Here is a 19,738-nt window from a genome sequence, read left to right on the forward strand (position 1 = left end):
TCGGATCTTCCGAAGTTTTATCTTTACACTGCTTCATTTACTTTCTCATTTAATCTTCTGCTTAATCTGCTGACTTTTCTTGATGCAGCATTCTTATGAATAGTGTTTTTTATAGCTGCTCTCTTTAACTTTTTATCTATAAGTTTAAGTAATACTCTTGCTTCTTCTATGTTATTATCATTAAGAGCTTTATCAAATTTTTTGATATATGTTTTAATTTCGGATTTTCTGCTTTTATTTATAGCTGTTTTATTTTTAGTGACCTTTATTCTTTTGATTGCGGACTTAATATTTGCCAATGATTTCACCTCCTCTTAATCTAACAAAAAACATTTTACCATGAAGAAGTATAAATTGCAAGGATATTTAACTTTACAATACATAAATATGAAAATTAAACTTAAAATAAGGAGAGGAAAAGATAGGAGGGATTTTGTGTTTCAATTCAGAACAGATTTAGCCGTAGAAGACAGAGAATTTTATAGAGAAGGCAAAGATGGAGAAGTGCCGGGAGTGGAATTTAAACAATACGAGAAGAAAAACTACAGCATAACAAAAGTAAAGATATTGAATTCTCAGGGAGAAGAGAACATGAGAAAACCTAAGGGCAATTATATAACTGTGGAAGTACCCGAACTTAAAAATTCTGATGATGAATTAAAGGAAGAAATCAGTTTTTTAATTTCGAGGGAAATAAAATCTCTTTTTAATATCAATGAATTGACTAAAACTTTAATTGTAGGTCTTGGAAATTGGAACGTAACTCCGGATGCTTTAGGGCCTAAAGTAGTTGAGAAGATAATAGTTACCAGGCAGTATTTTGTAACATATGAAAAGGAAAAGGACGAAGCACTCTCCAACGTATCGGCAATATCTCCCGGAGTTATGGGAACTACGGGAATAGAAACAGGTGAAATAATTAAAGGGATAGTTGAAAAAACAAGGCCTGATTTGGTAATAGCAATTGATGCCTTGGCCTCAAGAAGAATGGAAAGAGTCAGTACCACCATTCAAATATCCGATACCGGAATAAATCCCGGAAGCGGAGTAGGAAATATGAGAATAGGATTAAACAAGGAATATTTAGGTGTACCCGTCATAGCTATAGGAGTGCCGACAGTAGTAGATGCGGCCACTATGGTAAACGATACCATGAATCTGATTATTTCTTCCATGAAAAAGGAAGCAAAGGTGGGAGAAGAGTTTTATAATCTCCTTGAAAATGTTTCAAAGGAGGATAAATATAGTCTTATAAGGGAGGTATTAGAACCTTATATGCCAAATGTTTTGGTTACCCCAAAGGAAATAGATTCTTTAATCACTAATTTGTCCTTTGTTTTGTCTAACGGAATTAATTTGGCTGTTCATCATGGGTTGACCTTTAAGGATTTGAATTCATATATCAGTTAATCTAACTTAATTTCATATATTGAATAAATGGAGAATATAATTTGTTAAGATACTAAAGGAATAAGGGGTGCTTAATTATGAATACCAAAAGGACAAGAACAGATTATATTCTCTATGCTTTTTTTCTTATGCTGATCTTTTTTATTGGGGCGAGTATAATCAATAATTTGTTTGTTATTTCAGATAACAAATCTGAGGAGATTTCTCCTAAAACTGTTAAAACATCTGATCTAATCATAGACCTTTTTTCGAAATCAAATTCATGGTTTAAATATTATTTGGAAAAAGAAAATAAGGAAAGTTCATCCATATATGAATATGTAAGGGGAAAATATTTTAATGTATCCATCGATATAAATAATTTTGTTAAATCTCAGTTTCCAGCACTGTTTTCTTTAGCAAATGATAAATTCACAGTATCCGACAACAAAGGGGAAGATAAAAGTAAAAGCCAGGAAGAAAAAACAAATGCGGAAACATTGGAAGATTTAATTCTCATAGAAGATGAACTGGAAAAAGAAGAAGGAAAACTGATGGAGGAAGACTCCAGTGCCAGTGTGGACGTAAGTAAGATTTCAAAGCCTTCTAACATTAATCCCATAAAAGTAGATAAAAGTAAGCCATACATAGTAATATATCATACTCATGGAACCGAAGGATATTTGCCAATAAAGGAAAATCAGTATCATACAACTGAAAGAAAATATAATATGCTTACTATAGGTGATGTGATGTACGAGACGTTGAATAAAGATGGGTATAATACTATACATATAGATACATACCATGATATTCCGTCTTACGGCCAGTCTTATTCCAGAAGTTTAAAGACCATTACTTCCAAATTGAAGGAAGAACCTAATCTCAAGGTGGTATTTGATGTTCATAGAGACGGAGTTTCTGAAGATGCCGCCTATATTGACAAGGCAAAATCCGAAGCCAAGGTAAAAGTTAATGGTGAAGATGTAGCGACTTTTTCTTTAGTTATAGGGCCTGATTCCCCTAACGTAAAAGAGGTCACGGAATTTGCAAAATATATAAAAAATGTTTCTGATAAAATGTATCCCGGATTATGTAAGGGAATAATAATAAAACCTACAGGAAGATTTAATCAGTTTGTAACGAATTATTACGCTCTAATAGAAGTGGGAAGCAATCTTAATACTATTGATGAAGCCAAGGCATCTTCCAAACTAATAGCAAAGATAATAGGGGTTGTTATGTCCAACATTATATCGGAATAATTTTTGCTTTTAATAATTTTTAAAAATGATATAATATATAAAGAGAATTGATGGGAGGAATATATGATGGAAGAAGAGAGGAAAAACAATAAAAACGATAAAAAGAGTGAAGCCATGGAATGGATAAAAAGCATAGTTTTTGCAGTAGTTATAGCACTGCTTATAAAGTCTTTTGTTTTTAACACTACTTATGTGTTGGGAAGTTCTATGTATCCTACTTTATATGAAAAAGATAGATTATTTACCGATAAAGTCTCTCTGTATTTTAAATCTCCGAGAAGGGGAAATATTATAGTACTTAAAGCTCCGGATGTTGCAAATAAGGATTATATTAAAAGAGTAATCGGAATTGCAGGAGATACGGTTGAAATAAAGGATGGGAAAGTATATTTAAATGGTAAGGTCCTTAAAGAAAATTATATATTAGGAGATTCTTATACTCTTACTTATGATAAGAGTAAGTGGGAAGTGCCAAAAGGGTATGTATTTGTCTTAGGAGATAATAGAGAACAGGGAGCAAGTAAGGACAGCAGATATTTTGGATGTATTCCCGTCGATTCGATAAAGGGAATTGCTAACTTTAGATATTTTCCCTTTGATGATAGGTTCGGAAAATTAAATTAGTATAAAAATTCTAAATTTACCCAATAATAATTTGGGTGATAAATTTGGAAACGAGGATGAGCAGAAGTAAAAGTAAAAAGAAAAATAGATCTTATTTTATTCTAAAGATGAGTCTAATTTTATGTGCTTTTGTATTTTTGTATTTCGGAGTTAAAGCTGTTAATATTTCTTTTTCTCAATTAAGGGGAGAGAAAAGTGATATTTTTTTTATTGGAAAAGAAGAGGGAAAAATTGAAATTCATTTGTTTGGAAAAGAATATTATTTAACATTAAAATGACCAATGAAATTGGTCATTTTAATTTACATGAATTTAATTCTTTGCTATAATTATTTATGATTATTTCCAAAGATTGAGGAGGAAGTTTATATATGGATAGGCAAAAGAGAATAAGAAATTTTTCAATAATCGCACATATTGATCATGGAAAGTCCACTTTGGCAGATAGGCTTATTGAAACTACAGGACTTTATACTGCAAGGGAAATGCATGATCAAATGCTTGATAGCATGGATTTGGAAAGAGAAAGAGGAATTACAATAAAACTAAAAGCAATAAGACTTATTTATAAAGATAAAAAAGGAGAAGAATATATTCTTAATCTAATAGATACTCCGGGTCATGTGGATTTTAATTATGAGGTATCGAGAAGCCTTGCAGCCTGCGAAGGTGCCGTACTTGTAGTAGATGCAACTCAGGGAATCGAAGCTCAAACTTTGGCAAACGTATATTTGGCTTTAGACCAAGATTTAGATATTATTCCCGTTATAAATAAAATAGATTTGCCAAGTGCAAGGCCCGAAGAAGTTAAAAAGGAAGTGGAAGACGTGATAGGGCTGGATTGCGAAGAAGCCCCTCTGATTTCTGCGAAGGAAGGTATTAATATTGACAAGGTATTAGAACAAATAGTAAAAAATATTTCTCCTCCAAAGGGAGATGAAGATGCTCCTCTGAAAGCTCTTATATTCGATTCTTATTATGACAGCTATAAAGGAGTGGTCGCATATGTAAGAGTATTTGACGGATGCATAGAGTCGGGAATGAATATAAAAATGATGTCTACGGAAAAAACTTTTGAGGTAGCGGAAGTGGGAGTTACCGGTTCGAAACACATTCCTGTTGAAAAACTGAGAGCGGGAGATGTAGGATATGTAACGGCGAGTATTAAAAATGTGAAAGATGCAAGAGTAGGAGATACCATTACGGAAGTTGAAAATCCAACTTTAAAGCCCCTTCCGGGATACAAAAAAGTTGTGCCCATGGTTTATTGCGGGATTTATCCGTCGGAAGGAGAAGATTTCAATACGATAAAAGATGCCTTGGAAAAGCTTCAGGTCAACGATGCAAGCCTGACCTTTGAACCTGAGACTTCCCAAGCTTTAGGCTATGGTTTCAGATGTGGATTTTTAGGGCTTCTTCATATGGAAATAGTCCAAGAGAGGCTTGAGAGGGAATTTAATTTAGGGCTTATAGCTACAGCTCCGAGCGTTATATATAAAATTAAAAAGAGCGACGGAAAGATGTTGACTATCCAGAACCCCACTAATCTTCCCGAACCGTCGGAAATTGAATACATGGAAGAACCCATTGTAGATGCATCCATTATGACTCCCGACGAATATGTGGGAGCAATTATGGAATTGTGCCAGAACAGAAGAGGTATATTTAAAAATATGGAATATATAGAACAAAACAGAGTGGTTATGCATTATGAAATGCCTCTGAACGAAGTAATATATGATTTTTTCGATGCTCTAAAATCAAGAACAAAAGGATACGCTTCTCTTGATTATGAATTGAAAGGATATAAGGAGTCCCAACTGGTTAAATTGGATATATTAATAAATTCGGAACTGGTAGATGCCTTTTCTATTATCGTCAACGAAGATAAAGCATATGAGAGGGCAAGATATATTGTGGAGAGACTTAAAGACGTTATACCGAGGCATCAATTCGCCATACCGATTCAGGCAGCAATCGGTTCTAAAATAATCGCCAGGGAAACGGTAAAGGCTTTGAGAAAAGATGTTTTAGCTAAATGCTACGGAGGAGATATTACAAGGAAGAAAAAACTTCTTGAAAAGCAGAAGGAAGGCAAGAAAAGGATGAGACAAATAGGTTCGGTGGAAATACCTCAGGAGGCCTTTATATCTGTGCTAAAATATGATGAAAAAAAATAAATTTATAATTTTTAAATGGAATGTATGGCTGATACGTTCCATTATTTTCATCAATTTATGCTTTTCGTAAAATGAATTTCAAGAAAGGCTTTCTTACTATAGTTTAAGGGGGTAAATAGATGGATGATTTAGCGTTATATGTACACATTCCCTTTTGTTTAAAGAAATGCAATTATTGTGATTTCATTTCTTTTCCCAATAAATTTGATTATGTTGAAAAATATACAGATGCTTTAGTAAAAGAAATTCGGCTTTATTCCTCTGTTGGCAAAAAGTTTAAGCTAAATACCGTATTTATCGGCGGAGGGACTCCTTCATCAATTAACAGTATATATATTGAAAAAATAATGGATGGCATATATAAATATTTTGATACAAATGAATTAAAGGAAGTTACGATAGAAACCAATCCTAAAACCCTTGATAAAGAAAAATTAGTAAGATATAGGGAATCGGGTATAAATAGGATAAGCATGGGAGTTCAGACTTTAAATGATAATTTGCTGAAAATATTAGGCAGAATTCATAATACAGAAGACTTTTATAAAAATTATGATTTAGTAAGGAATTTAGGTTTTAATAATGTGAATCTGGATTTAATGTTTGGATTGCCCTTTCAGACTTTAGAAGATGTCATATATACTCTGAAGGAAGTAATAAAATTAGAGCCCACTCATTTATCCTTTTACGGACTCATTGTTGAAAAGGGAACGAAATTTTATGATTTGAATAATAGGGGAAAGCTGAATTTGCCGGATGAAGATTTGGAAAGAGCAATGTACCATAAGGGAATGGAGTATCTTGTTTCCAATGGATATGAACACTATGAAATATCCAATTTCGCAAAAAAAGGGTATGAGTGTAAACATAATCTTTTTTATTGGGAATTAAAACCTTATATAGGACTTGGAATAGGAGCTCATTCCAATATTTTTGGAAAAAGATATTGGAATTTTGCTGATATTAAAGAATATATATCTTCTTTGGACAACGGAAGTTTTCCCGTGTCAGGAGAAGAGGTCATAGATAAAGATATGGAGATGGCTGAATATTGCATATTAGGGTTAAGGCTCATTAGAGGAATAGATAAAAAGAATTTTTTGGGCAGATTTGGAATTGATATAAAAGAAATATATGGGAAAATTATTGAAAGACACGTAAAAGGCGGATTATTATACGAAAATGAAAATAGAATTTATCTCACTAAGAGAGGATTGGATTTATCAAATATTGTAGAAGTAGATTTTCTTCCATAAACAACAATAAGTTTTTGAAAACCTATTGACAAAATGTATAAGTAGTGATAATTTTAAATCGTAAGTATTAGCACTCAACAGATAAGAGTGCTAATAAATATTAATATCTTAAAAATATTTGAGGTGGTAAAATGTTAGATGATAGAAAGCTTAAAGTACTTTATGCCATTATTAGCAGCTATATCACTAATGGAGAGCCTATTGGTTCAAGAACGATTTCAAAAAAATATAATCTTGGAGTCAGCTCTGCCACCATCAGGAATGAGATGTCAGACTTAGAAGAACTGGGATATTTGAATAAACCCTATACTTCTGCAGGGAGAATTCCGTCTGATAAGGCTTATAGATTATATGTCGATACTTTGATGAAAAATATAAGATCTGATATTGATTCACGGGAAAAAGCGGAAATCAAAAATAATTTAATGAAGGAAGTTATGGAAATTGATCAACTGATTCAGAATTCGGCAAAAATATTATCTAAAATAACTAACTATACTTCAATTGCTATAACACCTCAGATCAATCAAAGCACTTTAAAGCATATTCAATTAATTCCAATAGATAACAATGAAATACTGATTATAATAGTAAATGATTCTGGGATTGTTAGAAACACTATTTTTAAAATGGATGAAAATATTTCGGAGGAACAGTTGACAGCTATATCAAATTTTCTGAATTCAAAACTTAAAGGATTAACATTAGATAAAGTTTCCAAAGAAATAGATACTGTTATGCTTAAAGAATTATACGATTTCAGAAATGTGGTAGGAAATATTATACCTATTATAAATCAGTCTTTAGACGAAATTGAAGACGTGGAGATTTTTGCTGATGGTATGATGAATATATTTAATTTTCCGGAATACAAGGACATAGCAAAAGCTAAAACACTTTTGTCTTTTATTGAAGACAAGGATTTGATGGTGGATATATTGTTGAAAGATTTCTATAACGATATTGAAATTACAATTGGTGATGAGAATTCTTATGATGAGCTTAAAGACTGCAGCTTGATTACGGCTACTTACAAGTTTGATGGAAATACCGTTGGAAAAATAGGCGTTATAGGGCCTACAAGAATGGATTATATTAATGCAATAAATGCTGTAAATCTTTTATCCCTTAATATAAGCGAAATACTCGATAAGTATTTTCAAAAATAATTAAGGAATTTTTGTATTATTGATATATAGGAAGAGGTGATCTGATGGAAAAAAATGAGAAAGCTAAGGAAGATGAATTAATTCAGAAAGCGGTAAACGAGGATGAAGATAATTTAAAAGAAGAAAAAGCGGAGGAAAAAGGAAAGAAAAAACATGAGGAGAAAGAACAAGGGAAAAAAATATTGCAGGATATGAAAAAGGAAATCGAAGAAAAGGATAAAGGCATTCAAGAAAGGGATAAGAATATTAAAGAGCTTACTGATAAATTTATCAGACTTCAAGCAGATTTTATGAATTACAAAAAAAGAAGTGAAAAGGAGAAAGAAAGTATAATTTCTTATGCCGCTGAAGATATAATAACAAGTATTCTTCCGGTATTGGATGATTTTGAAAGAGCCTTGGTTACTATAGAAAATAAAGAGGATTCTTTTTATAAAGGAGTTGAAATAATTTATAATGAACTGTTAAAGATTTTGAAAAAAAATGGATTAAAGGAAATTTCCTGTTTAAAGGAAAAATTTGATCCCAATTATCACCATGCAGTTTGTCAAGAAGAAAATGAAAATTATGAAGAAGGAAGCATAATTGAAGTATTTCAAAAGGGATATATGCTAAATGATAAAGTCTTAAGACCAAGTATGGTTAAGATAGCTAAATAAACGAAATCAATTTAAGGAGGTAAATAATACATGGGAAAGATAATAGGAATTGACTTAGGAACCACAAATTCATGTGTAGCGGTGATGGAAGGAGGAGAAACAGTAGTAATAGCTAATGCCGAAGGAAACAGAACAACTCCCTCTATAGTTGCATTTACAAAAGACGGAGAAAGATTAATTGGTGAAACAGCTAAAAGACAGGCTATTACAAATCCGGACAGAACCATAATGTCTATAAAGAGAAAAATGGGGAGTGATTATACCGTTAATATCGATGGTAAAAATTATACCCCTCAGGATATATCGGCTATGATTTTACAAAAATTAAAAACAGATGCAGAAAATTATTTGGGTGAGAAGGTAACGGATGCAGTAATTACCGTTCCTGCATATTTTACGGACAGCCAAAGACAGGCAACAAAGGATGCCGGAAGAATTGCAGGATTAAATGTTAAGAGAATTATAAACGAGCCTACGGCTGCAGCTTTGGCTTATGGAATGGATAAAGAATTAGAACACCAGAAGATAATGGTATTTGACTTAGGTGGAGGAACATTTGATGTATCCATATTGGAACTTGGAGACGGAGTGTTTGAAGTTATAGCAACGAGAGGAAATAATCATCTCGGCGGAGACGATTTTGACCAGATTTTAATGGATTATATAGCAGAACAATTTAAAAAGGAACACGGCATTGATTTAAGAAATGACAGAATGGCATTACAAAGATTGAAAGAGGCTGCCGAAAAAGCGAAGAAAGAACTTTCAAGCGTAGTTACTACCAATATTAATCTTCCGTTTATTACTATGTCTCAATCGGGACCTCTTCACCTTACTATGGATATAACAAGAGCTAAATTTGACGAGCTGACCAGAGAATTAGTTGAAAAAACTCTTGAGCCGACAAGATTGGCATTAGAGGATGCTAAATTATCTCCCAATGATATAAATAAAGTTTTATTGGTAGGGGGTTCGTCAAGAATACCTGCTGTTCAGGAAGCAGTTAAAAAGCTTATAGGAAAAGATCCCAGCAAAGGAGTAAACCCTGATGAATGTGTAGCTGTAGGAGCTGCTATACAAGGTGGAGTGTTAAGCGGAGATGTTAAAGACTTGCTTCTTTTGGATGTTACCCCCTTATCCCTTGGAATTGAAACAATGGGAGGAGTATCAACCAAACTTATTGAAAGAAATACAACGATACCTACGAGAAAAAGCCAGGTGTTTACTACGGCCGCAGATGGGCAGACTGCTGTAGATATTCATGTTCTGCAGGGAGAAAGACCTATGGCAGCAGACAATGTTACATTGGGGAGATTCCAATTAAGCGGTATACCTCCGGCACCAAGAGGAGTTCCTCAGATAGAAGTTACTTTTGATATTGATGCTAACGGTATTGTAAATGTCAGCGCAAAGGATTTGGGAACAGGTAAAGAACAGAGAATTACCATTACCGCCTCAACTAATCTTAATGAAGATGAAATAAAGAAGAAAGTAAAAGAAGCGGAAAGGTTTTCGGAAGAGGATAAGAAGAAAAAGGAAGGAATTGAAATTAGAAATAATGCGGATAGCTTAGTGTACCAGACAGAGAAAACCATGAAAGATATGGAAGGAAAGATTTCTCAAGATGAAAAAACAAAAATAGAAGGAAAGTTACAAGAACTTAAAAAAGCCCTTGAAGGAACCGATAATGATGAGATAAAGAAAAAATCAGAAGAATTGACTACCGCATTTTATTCAGTGTCTCAGAAGATGTATGAGCAAGCTTCCAAAAACCAGACCAATCAAGGAACACAGAGCAATAGCGGCGACGGTGGGAAAAAGGATGATGTAGTTGACGCTGATTATGAAGTAGTGGATGATGATGATAAGAAAGATAATAAAAAATAATTTTCAAAAACCAAAGCTAAATGGTATCATTTAGCTTTGGTTTTTGATACAATATTTAAGATAAAGCTGTGAAAGTTGGTGAAGATATTTGGCAAAAAAAGATTATTATGAGATATTAAATGTATCAAGGGATGCTACTCAAGATGAAATAAAGAAATCCTTCAGAATATTGGCAAAAAAATATCATCCTGATTTAAATCCGAATAATAAGGAAGCAGAACAAAAATTTAAAGAGATAAATGAAGCATATGAAGTTTTAAGTGACCCAAACAAAAGAAGCAGATATGATACCTTCGGGGAAGAAGGAGTAAACGGACAACAAACAGGAGGTTTTGGGCAAGGATTTGGAGGATTTGAGGATATATTTGGAGATATATTTGATGCATTTGGAGGAGGATTCACATCTTCTACCAAACGGCAAGGGCCCAGAAAAGGGGCAGATCTTAGATATAATTTGGATTTAGATTTCTTGGAAGCTGTATTTGGGACTGAAAAGGAAGTTAAAATCAGGAAAACCCAAAAGTGTTCCAATTGTAACGGTACAGGTGCCAAACCTGGTACAGGTAAGGAGACCTGCCATAAATGTCACGGAACGGGGGAAGTTAGATTTACTCAAAGTACTCCTTTTGGACAGTTTGTGAGAGTAGCTACCTGTGATGAATGCGGAGGAACGGGAGAAATAATCAGAGAAAAATGTAATGTTTGCGGAGGAACAGGAAAAGAGACAAAGACAAAGAAGATAAAGATAAAAGTCCCTGCAGGTGTAAATACAGGGTCTGTAATTTCCATTAAAGGCGAAGGAGAAGCCGGGGATCGGGGAGGACCTGAAGGAGATCTATATGTTTATTTAAATGTCAGAGAAGATAAGCTTTTTACGAGAGAAGGAAATGATATTTTCTGTGAAATACCGGTATCCTTTGTCCAATCTGCATTGGGAGCAGAAATAGAGGTTCCTACTTTAGAAGGAAAAATTAAATATGTTATCCCGGAAGGCACTCAGACCGGAACTCAGTTTAAGTTGAAAAATAAAGGGGTTCCTAATGTAAGAGGATATGGAAGAGGAGATTTTTATTTTAAAATTAAAGTGGAAGTTCCGAGGAAACTTACGGAAAAACAGAAACAGATTTTAATGGAATTTGCAGAAGAATCAGGAGAAAATATTCGGGGAGAGAAAAAAGGATTTTTCGACAAAGTAAAAGATGCTTTCGGTAATTGAAAACAATATAACCAATTCCAATATAGGGGTTGGTTATATTTAGTTGACGAAAGAGTTAAATATGGATATAATAAGGGAAGATTTATCTGTGATCAAAGGATGTGAGATGATGAAATGGACGGAAGTTCAAATTAAAACTACTACGGAAGCTCAAGAGGCAGTCTCAAATATTTTATACGATTTGGGAGTTGGTGGGCTATCCATTGAAGACCCTCAAGACGTTTTAGATTTCATGAAAAGTGATGAGGACTGGGATTATATTGATCCGTCACTTATAAAAGATGATTTTGAAGGAGTTATTATTAAGGGATATTTTCCTGAAAGTGAAGATTTAATTGATAAAATCGAATTGATAAGACAAAATATTGAGAAAATTCCCCAGTATAATTCAGACAAAATTTTAGGAGAAATGACAGTAACGGAGGTATATGAAAAGGATTGGGAAGATGCATGGAAAAAATATTATAAACCGAAAAAAATAGGTGAGAAAATAGTCATTAAACCAACCTGGGAAGAATATAAGAAACAAGGACATGATATAGTTGTTGAGATGGACCCGGGAATGGCTTTTGGTACAGGGACACACGAGACCACAATTATGTGTGTTAAAATGTTGGAAAAGCATATAAAGAAAGACTGTAAGGTATTTGATATAGGTTGCGGCAGTGGTATTCTTAGTATTGTCAGTGCAAAATTGGGAGCTTCTAAAGTAATCGGAGTAGATTTGGATGAGGTATCCATTGAGTCATCAAATAATAATATTTTACTTAACAATGTGGAAAATATTGTAGAAATAAAAAAAGGAAATCTTTTAGATGGAATAAATGGAAATGCAGATATTATAGTCGCTAATATTGTTGCTGAAGTAGTAGTGACGTTGTCAGAAACAATTAAGGATTACCTGTCTAAAGACGGAATATTCGTTGCATCGGGAATAATAGGCGAAAAAATGGAATATGTAGAGAAAAATTTCAAAAAAAACGGCCTTGAAATCATCGAAACGGAAAAAACAAATGATTGGATTTGCATAGCTGCAAAGATAGGTAAGGATGAGATAATTGAATAGATTTTTTATTAAAAACGAACAGGTATCGAAGGATATTTTATATATTGAGGGAGAAGATGTAAAACATATAAGAGATGTTCTTAGATTAAGAACAGGAGATAAAATAGAAGCGGTATGCGAAGGATTTATTTATATAGGGAAGATACTCCGGATCGAAAAAAATTTAGTTACGGTAAAAATAGCGGAAATATTTAAAGGAAATGGAGAACCTTCTTTTAATATTATTTTATATCAAGGCATACCTAAAGGCGAAAAGATGGATTTTATAATTCAAAAATGTACAGAATTGGGAGTAAAAGAGTTCTTTCCTCTTTTGACCGAGAGAACAGTAGTTAAGGTAAAGGATAAAAACAAAGAGAAATCTAAAATAACAAGATGGACGAAGATTGCCAAAGAAGCTGCACAACAATCAAAAAGAGATTTATTCCCAAAGATTGACGATATTATTTCATTTGACGATATGATTGAACTTATAAAGGGAGAAAATATCATAGTTCCTTATGAAGAAGAAAAAAATAATAGAATTAGAGATGCAATAAAGAGTATAAAAAATGGAAGGGTTAATTTGATTATCGGACCGGAAGGCGGATTTGCACAGAAAGAGATAGAGACTTTAAGAGGGATTGGAGCCAATACGGTGACTTTAGGGCCGAGAATACTTAGAACTGAAACGGCAGGAATTGTAGCAGCATCTATATTGTTATATGAGCTGGGAGATATATAGGAGTGGTTATATGAAGAGAGTGTCCATATTCACTTTAGGTTGTAAAGTAAATCAATACGAAACAGAGGCAATGGAGGAACTTTTTCAGCAAAGGGGATATGATATTGTTGAAAATGGAAAAGAAGCTGAAGTATATGTGATAAACACTTGTACTGTTACTAATTTGGGAGACAGAAAATCCAGGCAGTTTATAAGAAGGGCCAAAAAGCTCAATGAAAATTCGGTAGTAGCAGTAGTAGGTTGTTATGCTCAGATGTCACCGGGAGAAGTAGAGAATATGAAAGATGTAGATGTAGTAATAGGAACTGTAGGAAGGGAAAAAGTGGTGGATCTGTGCGAAGAGGCCATGAAAAATAAAAAAAAGATAAATATAGTGGGAGATATAAAAAATTTTAGAAAATTTGAAGATTTAAATATCGACGAAGTTAAGCTTAGGACAAGAGCATATATTAAGATTCAGGATGGTTGTAACCAGTACTGCAGTTATTGTATTATTCCTTATGCAAGAGGGCCTGTAAGGAGCAGATCCTTAGAGAGTATATTAAAAGAAGCGGAAAGGCTTAGAGATAAGGGATTTAAGGAAATTATCCTTACGGGAATCCATATAGCGAGTTATGGTAAGGATTTGAAAGATGTTGATTTATTAAATGTATTGGAAGAATTAGATCAGATTGAAGGCATAGAAAGAATAAGATTAGGCTCTTTGGAGCCTACTTTAGTGGATGAGAAGTTTATGAATAAAGTTTCTTCAATGAAAAAAATCTGTAATCATTTTCATATTTCTCTTCAAAGCGGAAGTGATTCGGTACTGAAAAGGATGAATAGAAAATATAGTGGAGAACAGTATAAAAAAATAGTTAATATCATTAGATATTATATGAAGGATGTAGGAATAACTACCGATATAATAGTGGGATTTCCCGGAGAAACGGAAGAGGAATTCAAAGAAACCTGTAATTTTGTTCGGAAAATCGGGTTTTCAAGAATCCACGTGTTTAAGTATTCTCAGAGAGAAGGAACTCCCGCAAGTAAATTTAAAAGCCAAATTGACGGCTATGTTAAACACGAGAGAAGCGAGATACTCATTAAAATAGGAAATGAAATGAGAGAAGATTTTGAAGAAAAATTTATTGGAAAGTCCATGCCTGTCCTTTATGAGGAGGATGCTAAGGATAAAAAGGGCTATGTTGAAGGCTATACGACAAACTATATGAGGGTTATATCAAAAAATAGAAAAAGCTTAAAAGGAAAAATCGTTTCAACTAAAATAATTAAATTGGCCGGAGAAAAATTAATTGGAGAAATAGAGGAATTTTAAGCTGAATGTAGAATATAATTATTATTCAATTTTTTAGGGGAGGTGAACGGGGTGAAAAACTGTATATTTTGTAAAATAGCGAGTGGAGAAGTTCCTTCGGATATTATATATGAAGATGATAAAGTAGTGGCTTTTAATGATTTAAACCCACAATCTCCTGTACACTTTTTAGTTATTCCTAAAGAACATATTTCTTCAATTAAAGATATAAATGAAGAAAATATATCCATAATAAGTCACATTTTTCTTGTTATTAAAAAAATTGCTCATGAAAAATTATTGGATGAAAAAGGATACAGAATAGTTAATAATTGCGGAGAATTTGGAGGTCAGAGTGTCGATCATCTTCATTTTCATGTATTAGGAGGCAGAGAAATGTTATGGCCTCCGGGCTAAAATATTGTTGCAGAAGTATTAAGAATAATGTATAATATATTAGTGCCGAATTCCGCTTATACTTATAAAGTATAAGCACTCTTGGTGTAGCAGAGGGGAGGGAAAAGTAAATGGCAGAGATAAGAGTAGGAGAAAATGAATCATTAGATAATGCCCTAAAAAGGTTTAAAAGGCAATGTGCCCGTTCTGGCGTTTTAGCTGAATACAGAAAAAGAGAACACTATGAAAAACCAAGTGTAAGACGTAAGAAAAAATCAGAAGCGGCTAGAAAGAAGAATAGGGGTAGATTTTAAGAGGGTGATATTTTGTCATTAAAAGAAAAACTTATGGAAGACTTTAAAGATTCCATGAGAAATAGAGATGTTGTAAGAAAAAATACCATTACTATGATTAGGGCAGCTGTTAAGCAAAGAGAAGTAGATGAGAGAATCCAATTGAAAGATGAAGATATAATAGATATAATATCGAAGCAGTTGAAAGAAAAAAAGGAAGCTATAGAAGAGTTTCAAAGAGGTAAAAGGCAAGATTTAGTTGATCTTACAGAAAAAGAAATGAATATTCTTTTGAAATATTTGCCTGCTCAATTGACGGAAGAGGAATTAGAAAAAGTTGTTAAACAAACTATAGATGAAGTTGAAGCAAAATCCATAAAAGATATTGGGAAGGTGATGAAGTCGGTAATGCCTAAGATAAAGGGTAAGGCTGACGGAAAAGAAGTAAATAGAATATGTAAGAAATATTTGGAATAACCCAGGTTTTACCTGGGTTTATTTATGCTCAGATAAAATTTAATATTTTTATTGTATTTTGTTTGGGTAATAATATAATATAAATAACTGGAGGTGATAAATTGAAAAAATGGAAGATGATATTTTTTATAATTATGGCATTATTGATAATAAGTTCTTTTGTTTATGGTGAAGGATATTCAACAAATGTTAATGAAGGATTCAGAGATAAACTTGCTTCAATTATTTCTAATCCGTTTATAAGTACATTATTTTTAACATTGGGATTTGTAGGAATGGTTATAGAAATATTTACTCCGGGGTTTGGAATTGGAGGAGTTATTTCCATTGTTTTTTTCGGATTATTTTTTGGAGGCAATATTATTGCCGGAAATTCCCATTGGGCAAGTTTACTTTTTTTTATAATAGGTCTTATTCTTCTTGTTGTTGAAGCAATGGTTCCGGGGTTTGGATTGCCGGGAATCAGTGGAATAATTATGTTGGCAGTAGGGATAATTATGGCTACCGGAGATATTTCCAGTGCTGTAATGAGTTTAAGTGTAGCTTTAATGGTTACGGTCGTAGTCGCCGTAGTATTTATTAAAATAGGATACAAAAGCCCTTTATTTAATAAAATAGTGCTTGAGACTAAATTTACGAAAGAAAAAGGATATAACAGTTCATCTTTGCAGGAACAACTTTTAGATAAAGAAGGAGTGGCAATTACGGATCTTCGTCCATCTGGAATAATTGAAATTGATGGAACAAGAATAGATGCTCTTTCAGAAGGAAACTATATTGATAGAGGAGCTCAAGTGAAGATATACAAAGTAGAAGGCTCTAAAATATTTGTGAGGAGGTTGTAATATGTCAGGATTTGTTGTTACGTTAAGTATAGCGATTATTATTATTCTTTTTGTTATTTTGTTTTTTACTTTTATACCTGTTGGATTGTGGATAACAGCCTATTTTTCCGGAGTTAAGATAAGTATGGGAACTCTTATAGGAATGAAGTTGAGGAGAGTAGTGCCTTCCAGAATAGTAAATCCTCTTATAAAGGCTACAAAAGCAGGATTAAATTTGGGAGTTGATCAGTTAGAGGCTCATTATCTTGCAGGAGGTAATGTGAACACTTTAATAGATGCGTTAATAGCAGCAGAGAGGGCAAATATACCCCTTGGATTTGAAAGAGGGGCGGCAATAGACCTTGCGGGAAGGAATGTATTGGAAGCCGTACAGGTAAGTGTAAATCCCAAGGTAATAGAAACTCCTCAAATCTCGGCGGTGGCTAAGGATGGAATAGAAGTAATGGTAAAAGCAAGAGTTACGGTTAGAGCTAATATTGAAAGGTTGGTAGGAGGAGCAGGTGAGGAGACGATAATTGCCAGGGTAGGAGAAGGAATAGTTACTACGGTTGGCAGTTCTGTTTCTCATAAAGATGTACTGGAAAATCCTGATAGCATATCTCAAACTGTTCTTGAGAAAGGGTTGGATTCAGGTACTGCTTTTGAGATACTTTCCATTGATATTGCAGATGTGGATATAGGAAGAAATATAGGTGCCAAGTTGCAGACAGATCAAGCTGAAGCAGACAAGAGAATAGCTCAGGCTAAGGCAGAAGAGAGAAGAGCAATGGCCGTTGCAAGAGAACAGGAAATGAAGGCCGAAGTTCAGTCAATGAAAGCAAAGGTAGTGGAATCGGAAGCGGAAGTACCTTTGGCTCTTGCCAATGCATTAAAAGAAGGCAAATTAGGTGTGATGGATTATTATAATATGAAAAATATATTGGCAGATACGGAAATGAGAAACGCCATATCAAAAATTCAAACGGAAGATAAACCTTCCAACGAATAGGATGTGAGCAAATGGGATTTGAAGCATTGATATTTGCATTTTTTATTTTTATAATTCCCGCATTGCTAAAGAGTTCACAGGAAAAGCAAAAAATCGATAGGGAAAGATTAGATCGTCAAAGAAGGAAAAGAATACCTAACCAGGTTTATAAGAAAGAAACTGATAATTATCAAAAAAGTGTGGAAAATGTGGAAGAGGAAGAAGAATTTCAAAGTAACGATATAGAAGAGTATACTCAAAGTACGGTTGAAATAGAGAAATCCGAAAATGCGGAAGTTATGCAACAGGAAGAGAAAAAACCTAAAATAGAAACAAAAACTGAAAAGTTAAGCAGGAGAAATTTTAAGGAAGATGTCATCCGGGGAATTATATTTTCGGAGATTTTATCTAAACCTAAAAGTTTGAGATAACAAAGAGCAGTCTTAGAAGAGAATCTGAATTCTCTTCTGAGGCTGCTCTTCTTTTGTGTAATACCTTTAAAAAATAGAGCATAAATTTTAGTATGGAGGAGGGTTTAAAAAAATGAAAGAAAAGATTAAAGATATGAAGCTTAACATGTCCGAAGCACTGGAACTACCGAAAGATATCGTCATGGATCTTCCCAAGATTACAGTTATAGGAAATATAGAATTATCCCTGTTAAATCATAAAGGGATAGTGGAATACACTCAAAACGTTATAAGGATTAATACAAACAGCGGAGTAGTTAAAATTACAGGAGAAGAATTGGTAATAAAGACTATATTGACAGAAGAAATAATAGTGACAGGATTAATTGACAATATAGAATTTTTAAGTTAGGGGTGCGGGCATGTTAGCTATTAAGATATGGAATTATTTAAGAGGATATGTTATTATTAGAATTGAAGGGTTGACATTAGAGAAGTTTCTGAACTTGGTCGCTCAAGAAAACATATATATTTGGGATATAAGAAGAATTGATTATACAATAGTAGAAGCGAAGGTAAGCATAGAAGGTTTTAAGTCCTTAAGAAATATTGTAAGAAAAGTGAAATGCAAAGTATATGCCTATGAAAAAAGAGGATTACCTTTTTTAATGGGTAAAATGAAAAAGAGGAAGATGCTGGGAATAGGATTTATAATATTTTTAGGAATTATATTTTTTTTAACCTCCTTTATATGGGAAATTGAAATTTTAGGGAATGAAAAAATTGATGACACGAAAATTAAAAATATACTTAAGGAAGAAAATATATATGAAGGGGTTTTAAGATATAAGATAGATGAGGATAACGCAAAGAATGTTCTTTTGGAAAAGATTAATACATTTTCTTTTGTTTCAATAGATATAGAAGGAACAAAGCTGATTGTTGAGGTGAAGGAACAAGATATTCCACCAGAAAACATAAGCGACGATACACCATGCAATATTGTGGCTGATAAGAAAGGAATAATAAAAAAGGTAATTGCAAAAAATGGCAAAAGCGTAGTCAAGGAAGGGGATGTGGTAAATAAGGGACAAATTTTAATAACAGGAATAATAAAAAATGATAGATTTGAAGGAGAAATGCTTGTTCATGCGGAAGGAGAAGTATATGCAGTTACACGGTATACTCATACCGTAGAAGAACCTATAGAAAAGTCAATTAAGGAAGAAACGGGCAATTCCTATGAACATAGAGAATATAAATTTGGCAAAAAGATAATTAAATTTGGCTCGGCTGATATTCCTTTTAAGGAATATATAGAAGAAGTGGAAGAAAACAATGTTTTTACTATAGAGCCTTTCAATTTTCCTATATCGATTATTACTCATAAATATAAGGAAGTAGAAATTAAAAAAGTCAAACAAAATGTAGATTCCTTAAAAGAATCCTGTCAAGTATTGGCTGTAAAGGAAATAAATAAAGTTTTGCCTGAGGATTCAAAAATAGTCTCAAAAGATGTAAAATATATTGAAAACGAGGATAAACTTACAACCATAGTCATAATAGAGGTAATGGAAAATATTGGTAAAAAACAAATTATAACTTACTAGGGAGGGTAA

At 33.2% G+C, this 19,738-nt stretch carries 22 protein-coding genes; 21 read left to right on the forward strand and 1 reads right to left on the reverse strand.

Annotated elements, in window-relative coordinates; all coding sequences use genetic code 11:
• Nucleotides 1-23: 23 nt before the first annotated feature.
• The gene (rpsT, locus tag PP176A_RS03065) at nt 24-299 is read right to left on the reverse strand and encodes a 30S ribosomal protein S20 (protein ID WP_071138991.1); all 276 of its coding nucleotides are present in this window, start codon (nt 297-299) and stop codon (nt 24-26) included.
• Between the two features lie 136 nt (nt 300-435).
• Between rpsT and gpr the strand changes: the two genes are divergently transcribed.
• From gpr to yqfD, 21 genes are all read left to right on the forward strand, one after another.
• Nucleotides 436-1,410 (forward strand): GPR endopeptidase, encoded by a 975-nt coding sequence (gene gpr, locus PP176A_RS03070; protein ID WP_128752728.1) that lies wholly within the window; start codon nt 436-438, stop codon nt 1,408-1,410.
• A gap of 77 nt (nt 1,411-1,487) precedes the next feature.
• Nucleotides 1,488-2,654, forward strand: coding sequence for a stage II sporulation protein P (gene spoIIP, locus PP176A_RS03075; RefSeq protein WP_071138992.1), 1,167 nt, complete (start codon nt 1,488-1,490; stop codon nt 2,652-2,654).
• Between the two features lie 63 nt (nt 2,655-2,717).
• Nucleotides 2,718-3,278: a signal peptidase I gene (gene lepB / locus PP176A_RS03080; RefSeq protein ID WP_234958769.1), complete on the forward strand. Its 561-nt coding sequence runs from the start codon at nt 2,718-2,720 to the stop codon at nt 3,276-3,278.
• Between the two features lie 44 nt (nt 3,279-3,322).
• Nucleotides 3,323-3,556, forward strand: coding sequence for a hypothetical protein (locus tag PP176A_RS16160; protein ID WP_071138994.1), 234 nt, complete (start codon nt 3,323-3,325; stop codon nt 3,554-3,556).
• A gap of 92 nt (nt 3,557-3,648) precedes the next feature.
• Nucleotides 3,649-5,457 (forward strand): translation elongation factor 4, encoded by a 1,809-nt coding sequence (gene lepA / locus PP176A_RS03090; RefSeq protein ID WP_071138995.1) that lies wholly within the window; start codon nt 3,649-3,651, stop codon nt 5,455-5,457.
• Between the two features lie 119 nt (nt 5,458-5,576).
• Nucleotides 5,577-6,713 (forward strand): radical SAM family heme chaperone HemW, encoded by a 1,137-nt coding sequence (hemW, locus tag PP176A_RS03095; protein WP_071138996.1) that lies wholly within the window; start codon nt 5,577-5,579, stop codon nt 6,711-6,713.
• Between the two features lie 131 nt (nt 6,714-6,844).
• Nucleotides 6,845-7,882: a heat-inducible transcriptional repressor HrcA gene (gene hrcA / locus PP176A_RS03100; protein ID WP_071138997.1), complete on the forward strand. Its 1,038-nt coding sequence runs from the start codon at nt 6,845-6,847 to the stop codon at nt 7,880-7,882.
• Between the two features lie 44 nt (nt 7,883-7,926).
• Entirely contained in the window at nt 7,927-8,541 is a 615-nt protein-coding gene (gene grpE, locus PP176A_RS03105) for a nucleotide exchange factor GrpE (RefSeq protein ID WP_071138998.1), read from the forward strand.
• A gap of 30 nt (nt 8,542-8,571) precedes the next feature.
• The gene (dnaK, locus tag PP176A_RS03110) at nt 8,572-10,428 is read left to right on the forward strand and encodes a molecular chaperone DnaK (protein WP_071138999.1); all 1,857 of its coding nucleotides are present in this window, start codon (nt 8,572-8,574) and stop codon (nt 10,426-10,428) included.
• A gap of 88 nt (nt 10,429-10,516) precedes the next feature.
• Nucleotides 10,517-11,644: a molecular chaperone DnaJ gene (gene dnaJ, locus PP176A_RS03115; RefSeq protein ID WP_071139000.1), complete on the forward strand. Its 1,128-nt coding sequence runs from the start codon at nt 10,517-10,519 to the stop codon at nt 11,642-11,644.
• A 43-nt stretch (nt 11,645-11,687) separates the two neighbouring features.
• The gene (gene prmA, locus PP176A_RS03120) at nt 11,688-12,710 is read left to right on the forward strand and encodes a 50S ribosomal protein L11 methyltransferase (RefSeq protein WP_234958771.1); all 1,023 of its coding nucleotides are present in this window, start codon (nt 11,688-11,690) and stop codon (nt 12,708-12,710) included.
• On the forward strand, nt 12,703-13,434 hold the full coding sequence (locus PP176A_RS03125; RefSeq protein WP_071139001.1) for a 16S rRNA (uracil(1498)-N(3))-methyltransferase: 732 nt from the start codon (nt 12,703-12,705) through the stop codon (nt 13,432-13,434). The genes prmA and PP176A_RS03125 overlap by 8 nt, the downstream gene beginning before the upstream one ends.
• A gap of 10 nt (nt 13,435-13,444) precedes the next feature.
• Nucleotides 13,445-14,752, forward strand: a complete 1,308-nt coding sequence (mtaB, locus tag PP176A_RS03130) for a tRNA (N(6)-L-threonylcarbamoyladenosine(37)-C(2))-methylthiotransferase MtaB (protein ID WP_083381754.1) — start codon at nt 13,445-13,447, stop codon at nt 14,750-14,752.
• Nucleotides 14,753-14,803: 51 nt separating this feature from the next.
• Nucleotides 14,804-15,148, forward strand: a complete 345-nt coding sequence (locus PP176A_RS03135; RefSeq protein ID WP_071139003.1) for a histidine triad nucleotide-binding protein — start codon at nt 14,804-14,806, stop codon at nt 15,146-15,148.
• A gap of 110 nt (nt 15,149-15,258) precedes the next feature.
• Nucleotides 15,259-15,441 carry a 30S ribosomal protein S21 gene (gene rpsU, locus PP176A_RS03140; protein WP_071139004.1) on the forward strand — a complete coding sequence of 61 codons (183 nt, stop codon included), beginning with the start codon at nt 15,259-15,261 and terminating at the stop codon, nt 15,439-15,441.
• A gap of 12 nt (nt 15,442-15,453) precedes the next feature.
• Entirely contained in the window at nt 15,454-15,897 is a 444-nt protein-coding gene (locus tag PP176A_RS03145) for a GatB/YqeY domain-containing protein (protein WP_071139005.1), read from the forward strand.
• A gap of 101 nt (nt 15,898-15,998) precedes the next feature.
• Nucleotides 15,999-16,742: an NfeD family protein gene (locus tag PP176A_RS03150; RefSeq protein ID WP_071139006.1), complete on the forward strand. Its 744-nt coding sequence runs from the start codon at nt 15,999-16,001 to the stop codon at nt 16,740-16,742.
• A gap of 1 nt (nt 16,743) precedes the next feature.
• Nucleotides 16,744-17,730 (forward strand): flotillin-like protein FloA, encoded by a 987-nt coding sequence (gene floA, locus PP176A_RS03155; RefSeq protein WP_071139007.1) that lies wholly within the window; start codon nt 16,744-16,746, stop codon nt 17,728-17,730.
• 11 nt (nt 17,731-17,741) lie between these two features.
• The gene (locus PP176A_RS03160; RefSeq protein WP_071139008.1) at nt 17,742-18,140 is read left to right on the forward strand and encodes a hypothetical protein; all 399 of its coding nucleotides are present in this window, start codon (nt 17,742-17,744) and stop codon (nt 18,138-18,140) included.
• A gap of 112 nt (nt 18,141-18,252) precedes the next feature.
• Complete coding sequence (gene yqfC, locus PP176A_RS03165; protein ID WP_071139009.1) at nt 18,253-18,531, forward strand: sporulation protein YqfC; 279 nt, start codon at nt 18,253-18,255, stop codon at nt 18,529-18,531.
• 10 nt (nt 18,532-18,541) lie between these two features.
• On the forward strand, nt 18,542-19,729 hold the full coding sequence (gene yqfD / locus PP176A_RS03170; protein WP_071139010.1) for a sporulation protein YqfD: 1,188 nt from the start codon (nt 18,542-18,544) through the stop codon (nt 19,727-19,729).
• The last annotated feature ends 9 nt before the right edge of the window (nt 19,730-19,738 follow it).

Source organism: Sporanaerobacter sp. PP17-6a (genome assembly GCF_900095615.1).
Classification (GTDB): Bacteria; Bacillota; Clostridia; order Tissierellales; family Acidilutibacteraceae; genus Acidilutibacter; species Acidilutibacter cellobiosedens.

What these genes read in the sequence shown, in the direction of transcription:
- spoIIP (WP_071138992.1), top strand. Translation starts at nt 1,488, where the DNA reads ATGAATACCAAAAGGACAAGAACAGATTATATTCTCTATGCTTTTTTT.
- lepB (WP_234958769.1), top strand. Translation starts at nt 2,718, where the DNA reads ATGATGGAAGAAGAGAGGAAAAACAATAAAAACGATAAAAAGAGTGAA.
- lepA (WP_071138995.1), top strand. Translation starts at nt 3,649, where the DNA reads ATGGATAGGCAAAAGAGAATAAGAAATTTTTCAATAATCGCACATATT.
- hemW (WP_071138996.1), top strand. Translation starts at nt 5,577, where the DNA reads ATGGATGATTTAGCGTTATATGTACACATTCCCTTTTGTTTAAAGAAA.
- hrcA (WP_071138997.1), top strand. Translation starts at nt 6,845, where the DNA reads ATGTTAGATGATAGAAAGCTTAAAGTACTTTATGCCATTATTAGCAGC.
- grpE (WP_071138998.1), top strand. Translation starts at nt 7,927, where the DNA reads ATGGAAAAAAATGAGAAAGCTAAGGAAGATGAATTAATTCAGAAAGCG.
- dnaK (WP_071138999.1), top strand. Translation starts at nt 8,572, where the DNA reads ATGGGAAAGATAATAGGAATTGACTTAGGAACCACAAATTCATGTGTA.
- mtaB (WP_083381754.1), top strand. Translation starts at nt 13,445, where the DNA reads ATGAAGAGAGTGTCCATATTCACTTTAGGTTGTAAAGTAAATCAATAC.
- rpsU (WP_071139004.1), top strand. Translation starts at nt 15,259, where the DNA reads ATGGCAGAGATAAGAGTAGGAGAAAATGAATCATTAGATAATGCCCTA.
- floA (WP_071139007.1), top strand. Translation starts at nt 16,744, where the DNA reads ATGTCAGGATTTGTTGTTACGTTAAGTATAGCGATTATTATTATTCTT.
- PP176A_RS03160 (WP_071139008.1), top strand. Translation starts at nt 17,742, where the DNA reads ATGGGATTTGAAGCATTGATATTTGCATTTTTTATTTTTATAATTCCC.
- yqfC (WP_071139009.1), top strand. Translation starts at nt 18,253, where the DNA reads ATGAAAGAAAAGATTAAAGATATGAAGCTTAACATGTCCGAAGCACTG.
- yqfD (WP_071139010.1), top strand. Translation starts at nt 18,542, where the DNA reads ATGTTAGCTATTAAGATATGGAATTATTTAAGAGGATATGTTATTATT.